Consider the following 11998-nt stretch of genomic DNA (forward strand, 5'->3'; position numbering starts at 1 on the left):
CAGGTTTTGTATTCACATCAAAAATGTGGGTTAGATCAGCGTTTCGATCCGCAGCGAGTTGGTCGACCCCGGCTGCCCAAACGGCACACCGGCGGTGATCAACAGCGTGTCACCGCGCTCGGCCATACCTTGCGCCTGGGCGATTTCCAGCGCCGTCGAGCAAACCTCATCGACCTGCCGCAAACGATCATTGACCACTGAATGAATCCCCCACGCCACGCTCAAGCGGCGAGCGGTCTGCAGGTTCGGCGTCAGGTTGAGGATCGGCGCTTTCGGCCGCTCCCGCGCCGCACGTAAAGTGGAAGCGCCCGACTCGCTGTAGTTGACCAGCACCGCCACCGGCAGCACGTTGCTGATACGCCGGATCGCGCAGCTGATTGCATCGGAAACCGTCGCCTCGGCTTTTGGTCGGCTGACGTCGAGCTGCGTCTGATAATCCGGGCCGTTTTCCACCTGACGGATGATCTTGCTCATCATCTGCACGGCTTCCAGCGGGTATTCGCCGGACGCGGTTTCCGCCGAGAGCATCACAGCGTCAGCACCTTCGGCCACCGCGTTGGCGACGTCGGTGACTTCGGCCCGGGTCGGCGCCGGGGAGAAACGCATCGACTCCAGCATCTGCGTCGCCACCACCACCGGTTTGCCGAGTTCACGGCAAGTGGTGATGATGTTTTTCTGAATCTGCGGCACGCTCTCGGCCGGTACTTCGACGCCGAGGTCACCACGGGCCACCATGATCGCGTCGCTCAGTTCGGCGATTTCGCGCAGTTGCTCGACCGCCGACGGCTTCTCGATTTTCGCCATCAGAAAGGCTTTGTCGCCGATCAATTCGCGGGCTTCGAGCATGTCCTGCGGACGCTGCACAAACGACAACGCCACCCAATCCACACCCAACTCCAGACCGAAGCTCAGGTCGCGGCGATCCTTGGCGGTCAGCGGGCTCAGCTCGAGCACCGCTTGCGGCACGTTCACGCCTTTACGGTCGGACAATTCACCGCCATTGAGCACGGTGGTGTCGATCGCGTCGGTGTATTTGGTGACCACACGCAGGCGCAGTTTGCCGTCGTCGAGCAGCAGGTCCATACCCGCTTCCAGCGCCGCGATGATCTCCGGATGCGGCAGGTTCACCCGACGTTCATCGCCCGGCGTGGCATCCAGATCGAGACGAAACGCCTGACCACGATGCAACTGCACCTTGCCGTCAGCGAACTTGCCGACGCGCAGTTTTGGCCCTTGCAGGTCCATTAGAATGCCCAGCGGATAATTGAGCTGGCGCTCGACTTCGCGGATCCACTGATAGCGCTTGGCGTGGTCGGCGTGGTCGCCGTGGCTGAAGTTGAGGCGGAAGATGTTGACCCCTGCCTCGACCAGTTCGCGGATGTCGTCGATGCCGTCGACCGCAGGCCCGAGGGTGGCGAGGATTTTGACCTTTTTATCAGGCGTCATGATTTGGAGTTCTCAAGGATCAGAATGGCGCGGAAGTCGTTGACGTTGGTGCGGGTCGGCTCGGTGACGATCAGCGCATCGAGCGCTGCGAAATAGCCGTAGCCGTTGTTGTTATCCAGCTCGTCGCTGGCGCTCAAACCGATGGCGGCGGCGCGCGCGTAGCTGTCCGGGGTCATGATTGCGCCGGCGTTGTCTTCCGAGCCGTCGATGCCGTCGGTGTCACCGGCCAACGCATAGACGCCGGGCTGGCCCTTGAGGCTGTCGGTCAGGCTGAGGAGGAATTCGGCGTTGCGTCCGCCACGGCCATTGCCGCGCACAGTCACCGTGGTTTCGCCGCCGGAGAGGATCACGCACGGCGCGGCCAGGGGCTGGCCATGGTTGATGATCTGGCGGGCGATGCCGGCGTGGACTTTCGCCACCTCGCGGGATTCACCTTCCAGGTCGCCGAGGATCAGCGTGCTGAAACCGGCCTGACGGCATTTTACCGCTGCGGCATCCAGCGATTGCTGAGGGCGGGCGATTAACTGGAAATGACTGCGGGCCAGGCTCGGGTCGCCGGGTTTGACCGTTTCCGACTCAGGGCTTTGCAGCCAGTTGCGCACTGACGCGGGGATCTCGATGCCGTAACGCTTGATGATCGCCAGCGCTTCGGCGGATGTGCTTGGGTCGGCCACGGTAGGGCCGGAGGCGATGACCGTGGCGAGGTCGCCCGGTACATCGGAAATCGCGTAGGTGTAAACAGTGGCCGGCCAGCAGGCCTTGCCCAGGCGGCCGCCCTTGATCGCCGAGAGGTGCTTGCGCACGCAGTTCATCTCGCCGATGGTCGCGCCGGATTTGAGCAGGGCTTTGTTGATCGATTGCTTGTCGGCGAGGGTGATGCCTTCGGCCGGCAGGGCCAGCAGGGCGGAACCGCCGCCGGACAGCAGGAAAATCACGCGGTCGTCTTCCGTCAGGTTGCTGACCAGTTCGAGCACGCGTTTGGCCACGGCCAGGCCAGCAGCGTCAGGCACTGGATGCGCAGCTTCGACCACTTCGATTTTTTCGCACGGGGCGCCGTGACCGTAACGGGTCACCACCAGACCGGATACTTCACCCTGCCAGCAGCGCTCGACTACTTGCGCCATGGCGGCAGCGGCTTTGCCGGCGCCGATGACGATCACCCGACCGGTGCGATCGGCAGGCAGATGGGCTTCGAGGACTTGCTGCGGATGGGCCGCGTCAATGGCTGTGGCAAACAGCTCGCGCAGCAGTTGTTGCGGATCGACCGACATGGCGGGCTCCCGGAATTCTTGTTATTTGAAAGGGCAACTCGGAACCCTTGTGGGAGCGAGCCTGCTCGCGAAGGCGGTGTGTCAGCCAACATGGATGTTGAATGTGCAACCGTTTTCGCGAGCAGGCTCGCTCCCACAGGGTTTTGTGCAGGCTTTATTTTTTGTCGCGAATCGAGAAGTTGGCCATGTGCTCCAGACCTTTGATCAGCGCCGAGTGGTCCCAGTTGCTGCCACCGATGGCCGCGCAGGTGCTGAACACTTGCTGGGCGTTGGCGGTGTTCGGCAAGTTGATGTTCAGCTCCTTGGCGCCTTGCAGGGCCAGGTTCAGGTCCTTCTGGTGCAGGCTGATGCGGAAGCCTGGATCGAAAGTGCCTTTGATCATGCGCTCGCCGTGTACTTCGAGGATCTTCGAGGAGGCGAAACCACCCATCAGTGCTTCACGCACCTTGGCCGGATCAGCACCGTTTTTGGAGGCGAACAGCAGGGCTTCAGCGACTGCCTGAATGTTGAGCGCAACGATGATCTGGTTCGCCACTTTCGCGGTCTGACCGTCGCCATTGCCGCCGACCAGCGTGATGTTTTTGCCCATGGCCTGGAACAGTGGCAGCGCGCGTTCGAACGCATCGGTATCGCCACCGACCATGATGCTCAGGGTCGCGGCTTTGGCGCCGACTTCACCGCCGGACACCGGCGCGTCGAGGTACTGCGCGCCTTTCTCGTTGATCTTGGCGGCGAACGCCTTGGTGGCGGTTGGCGAGATCGAGCTCATGTCGATGACGATTTTGCCTTTGCCGATACCGGCAGCAACGCCGTCGGCGCGGAACAGCACGTCATCGACCTGCGGGGTGTCCGGAACCATGACGATGATGAATTCGGCTTCCTGCGCGACTTCGCGCGGGTTGGCCAACGCGACGGCGCCAGCGGCAACCAGGTCGGCGGGGGCCGCGTCGTGGTGCGCCGACAGGAACAGGCTGTGACCGGCTTTCTGCAGGTTTGCCGCCATTGGGTGGCCCATGATGCCGGTGCCGATAAATCCGATTTTAGCCATGAGAAAATCCTCTTGTTTTTGTCTTGCCCCCGGTTTGGAACCGATGAGCTTTTGTGGCGAGGGGATTCATCCCCGATGGGCAGCAAAGCTGCCCCAGTTTTTAGCGTGAGTCAGTACGATCCGGGGTGTCGGTTTTACGACTGCTGCGCAGTCGGTCGGGGATAAATCCCCTCACCACAGGGGATCTGGTTTCAAGTCCAGATCAAGGTTCAACACTCGAACTCAGATTGCGTTATGGGTTTTCAGCCAGCCGAGGCCCGCTTCAGTGGTGGTCAACGGCTTGTACTCGCAACCGACCCAACCCTGATAACCGATGCGGTCGAGGTGTTCGAACAGGAAGCGGTAGTTGATTTCGCCGGTACCCGGTTCGTTGCGCCCCGGGTTGTCCGCGAGCTGCACATGGTTGATCTCGCCCAGGTGCGATTGCAGGGTGCGGGCCAGATCGCCTTCCATGATTTGCATGTGATAGATGTCGTATTGCAGGAACAGATTGGCGCTGCCGACCTGCTCGCGAATCGACAGGGCTTGCGCCGTGTTGTTCAGGTAGAAACCCGGGATGTCGCGGGTGTTGATCGCTTCCATCACCAGTTTGATGCCGACGGCTTGGAGCTTGTCGGCGGCGTATTTGAGGTTGGCGACGAAGGTCTTTTCCACGGTGGCATCGTCGATACCTTGCGGACGAATACCGGCCAGGCAGTTGACCTGGGTGTTGCCCAGCACTTGTGCGTAGGCAATCGCCAGATCGACACCGGCGCGAAACTCTTCAACCCGATCCGGCAGGCAGGCAATCCCGCGCTCGCCCTTGGCCCAGTCACCGGCCGGCAGGTTGAACAGCACTTGGGTCAGACCGTTGGCGTCGAGCCTGGCTTTGATTTCGGCGGAGCTGAAGTCGTACGGGAACAGATATTCCACGCCACTGAAACCGGCCTTGGCGGCGGCGTCGAAACGGGCAAGGAAATCCTGTTCGGTGAACAGCATGGACAGGTTGGCTGCGAAACGCGGCATGGTGGTCTCCCGTTGTAGGTTCTCGTGTAACAGGTATGACGCAATTGGTCGGATGAAACGCGATCAGTCCCCTCTCCTGGGGGAGAGGGTTAGGGTGAGGGGGAATCCTGAGTCTGATCCCGATTTTGCGAGCACCGCAAAACCTTTCCCTCACCCCAGCCCTCTCCCGGGGGGAGAGGGAGCTAATTACGTTCAATCGAGCAGCGAAATCGCCGTTGGCGCATCGTTGCCGACCAGCGCCAGGTCTTCGAACTCGTTGACGGCGTTGATCTCGGTCCCCATGGAGATGTTGGTCACACGCTCCAGAATGATCTCGACGATCACCGGCACCTTGAACTCTTCGATCATCTGTTCGGCCTTGCGCAGGGCAGGGGCGATTTCCGACGGTTCGAACACACGCAGTGCCTTGCAGCCGAGGCCTTCGGCAACTGCGACGTGGTCAACCCCGTAACCGTTGAGTTCCGGCGCGTTCAGGTTATCGAAGGACAACTGCACGCAGTAGTCCATTTCGAACCCGCGCTGGGCCTGACGAATCAGCCCCAGGTACGAGTTGTTCACCACGACGTGGATGTAAGGCAGTTTGAACTGAGCGCCGACCGCCAGTTCTTCGATCATGAACTGGAAATCATAGTCCCCCGACAGGGCCACGACTTTGCGGCTCGGATCGGCCTTGACCACGCCCAGCGCTGCCGGAATGGTCCAGCCCAGAGGGCCTGCCTGACCGCAGTTGATCCAGTGACGCGGTTTGTAAACGTGCAGGAACTGCGCGCCGGCAATCTGCGACAGACCAATGGTGCTGACGTAGCAGGTGTCTTTGCCGAATACTTGGTTCATCTCTTCATACACGCGCTGCGGTTTGACCGGCACGTTGTCGAAGTGGGTCTTGCGATGCAGGCTGGCTTTGCGCTGCTGGCAATCCTGCAACCAGGCACTGCGGTTTTTCAGCTTGCCGGCGGCTTGCCACTCACGCGCCACTTCGATGAACACGGTCAGCGCGGCAGCGGCGTCGGACACGATGCCCAGGTCCGGCGTGAATACACGGCCGATCTGTGTGCCTTCGATATCGACGTGAATGAACTTGCGACCTTCGGTGTATACGTCCACCGAACCGGTGTGACGGTTGGCCCAGCGGTTGCCGATACCCAGCACCACGTCGGATTTGAGCATCGTCGCGTTGCCGTAGCGGTGCGAAGTCTGCAGACCGACCATGCCGACCATCAACGGGTGATCGTCCGGGATGGTGCCCCAGCCCATCAGGGTCGGGATGACCGGGATGCCGGTGAGTTCGGCGAACTCGACCAGCAGGTCGCTGGCGTCGGCGTTGATGATGCCGCCACCGGCCACCAGCAATGGACGCTCGGCCTGATCAAGCAAGGCCAAAGCCTTCTCGACTTGAACGCGGGTAGCGGTCGGTTTGGCCAGCGGCAATGGCTGGTAGGCGTCGATATCGAATTCGATTTCGGCCATCTGTACGTCGAACGGCAGGTCGATCAGCACAGGGCCTGGACGGCCGGAGCGCATCTCGAAGAATGCTTTCTGGAACGCGTAAGGCACCTGGCCCGGCTCCAGAACAGTGGTCGCCCACTTGGTGACTGGCTTGACGATGCTGGTGATGTCGACCGCCTGGAAGTCTTCCTTGTGCATACGGGCGCGGGGTGCCTGGCCGGTAATGCAAAGGATTGGAATCGAGTCGGCCGAGGCGCTGTAGAGCCCGGTGACCATATCGGTACCGGCAGGGCCGGAAGTCCCGATGCACACGCCGATGTTGCCGGCCTTGGTGCGGGTGTAGCCCTCGGCCATGTGCGAGGCGCCTTCAACGTGGCGAGCGAGGACGTGATCGATGCCACCGACTTTCTGCAAGGCGGAGTACAGCGGGTTGATGGCAGCGCCCGGAATGCCAAAAGCGGTATCAACCCCTTCACGGCGCATCACCAGAACGGCGGCTTCGATTGCTCTCATTTTGCTCATGGTTTTGTGCCTCTTTACGTTTTGTAATTGTATACAAGTGGCTTTGCGCAGAGTGTATTCACGGCGGACGGCGCAGGTCAATCCATTTTCTCAAGCGGCTGTTTCATTTGTCGAAAGCCTTTTCTGCTGTGGCTTTTCGTCGCATGTGGCGCTTTTCGATAATTATTGTATACAAAAAAATAACTCATTGTGTTCTATTTGTTGCATCGGACTGCGGCACAAACGCGCAGTCTCACGACTTTCCCAATAACAAAATGAGGACAGCACCATGAGCGCTTTAACCTTGAAAGTCGCAGTCAACCTGGTCAACGAAGCCATCAGCGCAGGGCGGGCCATCTCCGCAGCGCCGCTGACCATCGCGGTACTCGATACCGGCGGCCACCTGATCACCCTGCAACGTGAAGACGGCGCCAGCCTGCTACGTCCGCAAATCGCCATAGGCAAAGCGTGGGGCGCCATCGCCTTGGGCAAGGGTTCTCGCCTGCTGGCACTGGACGCCCAACAACGCCCGGCCTTCATCGCCGCTCTCAACAGCATGGGGCAGGGCAGCGTCGTGCCGGCACCGGGCGGTGTGTTGATCCGCGATCAGGCGGGGAATGTGCTGGGGGCGATCGGGATTAGCGGCGATCTGTCGGATATTGATGAGCAGGTGGCGATCAAAGCGGTGGAAGCGCTGGATCTGAAGGCGGATGCGGGGGTGGCGGCTTAAATCTGCGGTGATTGAATAACCGCTATCGCGAGCAGGCTCACTCCTACAGGGGAACGCGTTCCAAATGTAGGAGTGAGCCTGATCGTGATCGCGTCACTGCGGTGTCTCAATCCGGCTCGCAACCTTTGAGAACCAACCGAATAATCGTCTGCGCAGCAGCCTCGTAATCCGCCTCGTCCAGCTTGTCCTTGCCGGTGACCGCAGAGATCTGCCAGTCGAAGTCGGCGTAGGTCTGGGTGGCGGCCCAGATGCTGAACATCAGGTGGTTGGGGTCGATCGGGGCGATCTGGCCGCGGTCGATCCAAGTCTGGATGCAGTCGATGTTGTGCTTGGCCTGAGCGTTGAGTTGCTCGACCAGATCAGCGCTCAGGTGCGGGGCGCCGTGCATGATTTCGCTGGCGAACACCTTGGAGGCGAAGGGCAGGTCGCGGGAGATGCGGATCTTCGAGCGGATGTAACCGCTGAGCACTTCGCTCGGCACGCCGTCCGGGTTGAACGGCGTCGAGGCCTGCAGGATCGGCACGATGATGCTTTCCAGCACCTCGCGGTAGAGGTTTTCCTTGGACTTGAAGTAGTAGTAGACGTTGGGCTTGGGCAGTCCTGCCTTGGCGGCGATGTCGCTGGTTTTGGTCGCAGCGAAGCCCTTGTCGGCAAACTCCTCACTGGCGGCACGCAGGATCAGTTCTTTGTTGCGCTCGCGGATTGTGCTCATAAACCCGGTGGTTCCTTGCCTGTTCTGGCGGTTGCGCATGGTAGCACCGGCCTCGCGCAGCGCTCAACAATGCCCCGTGTGGCCTGCAGTCGCGGTATGCTGCACGGCATTATTAACATAAGGAAACAAGATTCATGGCAGGAAGCAGTTTGCTGGTGCTGATCGACGACATCGCCACCGTTCTGGACGACGTTGCGTTGATGACCAAAATGGCCGCCAAGAAGACCGCTGGCGTGCTCGGCGACGACTTGGCGCTGAATGCTCAGCAAGTCTCTGGTGTGCGGGCCGAGCGGGAGATTCCCGTGGTCTGGGCAGTGGCCAAGGGCTCGTTCGTCAACAAACTGATCCTGGTGCCGTCGGCGCTGGCGATCAGTGCGTTCGTGCCGTGGCTGGTGACGCCGCTGTTGATGGTCGGTGGTGCGTACTTGTGCTTCGAGGGTTTCGAGAAACTCGCGCACAAGTTTCTGCACAGCAAGGCTGAAGATGATGCCGAGCACGCGCAACTGACCGAGGCCGTGGCCGATCCGGCAACCGATCTGGTGGCGTACGAGAAGGACAAGATCAAAGGTGCGATCCGCACTGACTTCATCCTCTCGGCAGAAATCATCGCGATCACCCTCGGCACCGTGGCTGGGGCTTCGTTGACGCAGCAGGTGATCGTGCTGTCCGGCATCGCCATCGTGATGACTGTGGGTGTTTACGGTCTGGTGGCCGGCATCGTCAAGCTCGACGACCTCGGTCTGTGGCTGACGCAGAAGCCTGGGCAGGTCGCCAAAAAAATCGGTAGCGGCATCCTGGTCGCGGCACCCTACATGATGAAAACGCTGTCGGTGGTTGGCACCGCTGCGATGTTTCTGGTCGGCGGCGGCATTCTGACCCACGGTGTACCGGTGGTGGGCCACTGGATTGAGGGTGTTGGCGCGGCGGCCGGTGCTGCCGGGTTTGCGGTGCCGATGTTGCTCAATGGCGTGGCGGGGATCATCGCTGGCGCGGTGGTGTTGGCGGTTGTTTCTGTTGTCGGCAAAATCTGGAAAGCGATCAAAGGTTGAACGCATAACCTCTGTGGTAGCGTTGTTTTGTCATTAAAAAAGGCCATTCGATTTGCATCGAATGGCCTTTTTTGTGCCTGCCGGTTTTACTCGGCAATCTGCAACTTGCGCGACTCGGTGTACACGTAACGCACTTTCTCGTACTCGAACGGCGAGTTCAGCTGACCATAGCGGAAGCTGGTCTGGTAGCGCTTGTCGACGGCGCGTAGAGCCCAGATTTCCGGGTGGTTGGAACTGACTTCCGAGACATTGAGAAAGTTGATCGCCGATTCGGCGCTGTAGTCCACAGCCAGGCCTGCGGTGTCACGCAGGTTCGACGGGCCTAGGATCGGCAGGACAAAATAGGCGCCGCCCGGAACACCGTAGAAGCCCAGAGTCTGACCGAAGTCTTCGCTCTGGCGCGGCAGCCCCATGGCGGTCGCCGGGTCCCAGAGGCCGGCGATGCCAATGGTGGTGTTGAGCAACAGGCGTGCGGTGGTTTCCATCGAACGCTGGCCCTTGAACTGCAAGAGGCTGTTCATCAGGTTCGGTACGTCACCAAGGTTGTTGAAGAAGTTGCTCACGCCGGTGCGCAAGAAGCTTGGCGTGATGTAGCGGTAGCCATCGACCACCGGCAGGAACACCCATTGGTCGAAGCGGTAGTTGAAGTGGTAAACGCGACGGTTCCACTCTTCCAGTGGGTCATACACGTTCAGTGCGTTGAGCGTCGAGCGCTCGAATTCGCGCTGATCCAGCCCCGGGTTGAACTTGAGTTTGGACAGCGGTTCCTTGAAGCCGTCACTGTCGACCACCACCGGTGCATTGGCTTTGCTGTTGTCGGCCTGGGCCACGCCTGCACAGAGTAACGCTGCAATCAGCAGGAGATATTTAGCCACGGAAGAACTCCAGCATGGCGTCGCTGTTGACGCGGTAGTTAAGGTTGCCGCAATGGCCGCCCAGTGGGTACACGGTCAGACGATCACCGAAGGTTTTGCGCAGGAAGCCGAGGTCGCCCGGGCCGAGGATCACGTCGTCGGCGTTGTGCATTACGGCGATTTTCGGGCTGTCGTGCAGGTAATCCTTCAGTGCATACAGGCTGACCTGATCGATCAGTTGCAGCAGGCTGCCGCCGTCGGTGCGCGCGCGCCACATCGGAATCACTTGCTCGGTCAGGTAGCAATCGAAGTCGCATTGCAGTGCACGTTTGAGGAACGGCGTGAGGCTGGTGCCCTGGGTGATCGGGAATTTCGGCGGGGTGATCAGGCCGCGACGGTTGATCAGGTCAGAAGTAAACGCAATATCGGCGGCCGAGAAGCGGAACGAGGTGCCGATCAGCATCGCCATCTGCTCGTTGCTCAGATGCTGCTTGGACTGCTGGAAGTCGTAGAGCAGGGCGTCGTTGAGGTCGATATAACCCTTTTGCTGGAAGTAGCGGGTCAACTTGGTCAGCACCAATTCATAGAACGTGGTGCTGTTGTTGATACCTTTAACTTCGGTCTGCACCAGCTTGTCGAGGTTGGTGATCGAGGTATAGAGGTTGACCGGCGGGTTGAGCAGCAGGACTTTCTTGAAGTTGAAGCTGCGTCGGGTTTCGTCCAGATGCGCGACGAACGCGGCATCGAGAGCACCAAGGCTATAACCGGTGAGGTAATACTCGGTGACCGGCAGTTTCGGGTTTTGCGCCCGCACGGCCTGCATCACCCGATACATGTCTTCAGCGTCTTCCTTGGTCACGCCCGGAGTGGCGAAGCGCGAGGCTGCACTGATGAAGTCGAAGCTGGTCGGCGACGACAACTGTACGACGTGGTAGCCAGCCTTGTAGTAGAGCTTTTTCAGGTATTCGTTGAGCGTGCTGTCATAACGCGCGCCGGTGCCGGCGATCAGGAAGATCAGCGGTGCTGGCTTGTCCTGCTCGGCGATGCGGTAGGTGAGCTTTTTCACCGGCCAGAAGTTGTCCGGAAGAATGAACTCGCGTTCCGGACGCAAGGTGACGCTGCGGTCCGACTGATTGATGTCGTCGTCCAGCGGCAATTCCGGGCGCAAGTCCGGCGGAGTCGTGGCGATGGTCGCCTCGAACGGGTTGGTCAGGGGATAGCCATAACTGGCGGCGTCGATATCCACCGCCAGTGCGGACGCACTCAAAATAAGGCCGCTGAACAGCGCGGCGAAGCGCAAGGAACGGAGCATGACTAGATCCCTAAGAGGAAGGTGCCGAATGAAGTTCGCAGGCTATGACCACCGGGGTTGCGCCAAAGTGCCATGCCGCGGCACCAAACAGGCAGAATTCGGAGTAATAGTAGCTGGACGATACACTTTGCATCGCCCGGATGAAAAGTTAACTGTTGTTAGTGCTTGCGTCTGACAGGCCGAAGATTAAGCTGACCGCCGATTTTCGTTGATTGGAGAGTTTCATGTCCCGCCGTTTGCCCGTGATTCTGCTGCTCGTTTTGTTGCCGTTATGGCTGGCTGCCAGTTATGGCGCGCGTTATGGCTTTATGGAAGACGGGCAGTGGGTCGGCATCTGTGTGGATGAGGCCAGCCGTTGGGAGTGTCAGGTGCGCTCGAACCTCGGCCTGATGATTCACTTCAAAGTGTTGGGCTGGACGGCGCTGGGTGCGGCGCTGATCGGTTTTGTCTTGCCCGGGCGGGCAGGGTGGTGGCTGGCGGTGCTGGCGCTGGTCTTCGGGTTGCCGGCACTGGCGTTGTACAACACGACGCTGGCGGTGTTTGCGGTGGTGATTGCCGGGTTGCGCCTTGTCCGGGAGTCTCGCAGCGCCTGAAAGTCAGTCATCGCGGGCAAGCCCGCTACCA

Annotated in this window: 11 protein-coding genes; 3 read left to right on the forward strand and 8 right to left on the reverse strand. The window is 60.2% G+C overall.

Annotated elements, in window-relative coordinates:
• Positions 1-30 precede the first annotated feature (30 nt).
• The 5 genes from pyk to gcl form a co-directional block, all read right to left on the reverse strand.
• Positions 31-1446 carry a pyruvate kinase gene (pyk, locus tag ACA074_RS08135; RefSeq protein ID WP_489878537.1) on the reverse strand — a complete coding sequence of 472 codons (1416 nt, stop codon included), beginning with the start codon at positions 1444-1446 and terminating at the stop codon, positions 31-33.
• Positions 1443-2717: a glycerate kinase type-2 family protein gene (locus ACA074_RS08140; RefSeq protein ID WP_497678747.1), complete on the reverse strand. Its 1275-nt coding sequence runs from the start codon at positions 2715-2717 to the stop codon at positions 1443-1445. The genes pyk and ACA074_RS08140 overlap by 4 nt, the downstream gene beginning before the upstream one ends.
• 154 nt (positions 2718-2871) lie before the next feature.
• Positions 2872-3765, reverse strand: coding sequence for a 2-hydroxy-3-oxopropionate reductase (locus tag ACA074_RS08145; protein ID WP_497678748.1), 894 nt, complete (start codon positions 3763-3765; stop codon positions 2872-2874).
• Between the two features lie 222 nt (positions 3766-3987).
• Positions 3988-4770: a hydroxypyruvate isomerase gene (hyi, locus tag ACA074_RS08150; RefSeq protein WP_489878540.1), complete on the reverse strand. Its 783-nt coding sequence runs from the start codon at positions 4768-4770 to the stop codon at positions 3988-3990.
• Between the two features lie 192 nt (positions 4771-4962).
• Positions 4963-6738, reverse strand: coding sequence for a glyoxylate carboligase (gene gcl, locus ACA074_RS08155; protein ID WP_007919935.1), 1776 nt, complete (start codon positions 6736-6738; stop codon positions 4963-4965).
• A 268-nt stretch (positions 6739-7006) separates the two neighbouring features.
• Between gcl and ACA074_RS08160 the strand changes: the two genes are divergently transcribed.
• Positions 7007-7447, forward strand: a complete 441-nt coding sequence (locus tag ACA074_RS08160; protein ID WP_187677421.1) for a GlcG/HbpS family heme-binding protein — start codon at positions 7007-7009, stop codon at positions 7445-7447.
• A gap of 106 nt (positions 7448-7553) precedes the next feature.
• On the opposite strand, the gene ACA074_RS08165 is transcribed toward ACA074_RS08160, so the two are convergent.
• Entirely contained in the window at positions 7554-8159 is a 606-nt protein-coding gene (locus tag ACA074_RS08165) for a TetR/AcrR family transcriptional regulator (RefSeq protein ID WP_187677423.1), read from the reverse strand.
• Between the two features lie 134 nt (positions 8160-8293).
• Between ACA074_RS08165 and ACA074_RS08170 the strand changes: the two genes are divergently transcribed.
• On the forward strand, positions 8294-9208 hold the full coding sequence (locus ACA074_RS08170; protein WP_187677424.1) for a DUF808 domain-containing protein: 915 nt from the start codon (positions 8294-8296) through the stop codon (positions 9206-9208).
• A gap of 86 nt (positions 9209-9294) precedes the next feature.
• Here the strand turns inward: ACA074_RS08170 and ACA074_RS08175 are convergent, their stop codons facing one another.
• Positions 9295-10083: an MlaA family lipoprotein gene (locus tag ACA074_RS08175; RefSeq protein WP_401272091.1), complete on the reverse strand. Its 789-nt coding sequence runs from the start codon at positions 10081-10083 to the stop codon at positions 9295-9297.
• Positions 10076-11374 carry a serine/threonine protein kinase gene (locus ACA074_RS08180; RefSeq protein WP_187677426.1) on the reverse strand — a complete coding sequence of 433 codons (1299 nt, stop codon included), beginning with the start codon at positions 11372-11374 and terminating at the stop codon, positions 10076-10078. The genes ACA074_RS08175 and ACA074_RS08180 overlap by 8 nt, the downstream gene beginning before the upstream one ends.
• Positions 11375-11598: 224 nt before the next feature.
• Between ACA074_RS08180 and ACA074_RS08185 the strand changes: the two genes are divergently transcribed.
• Positions 11599-11967 carry a hypothetical protein gene (locus tag ACA074_RS08185; protein ID WP_187677427.1) on the forward strand — a complete coding sequence of 123 codons (369 nt, stop codon included), beginning with the start codon at positions 11599-11601 and terminating at the stop codon, positions 11965-11967.
• The last annotated feature ends 31 nt before the right edge of the window (positions 11968-11998 follow it).

The organism is Pseudomonas sp. LBUM1655 (genome assembly GCF_059716085.1).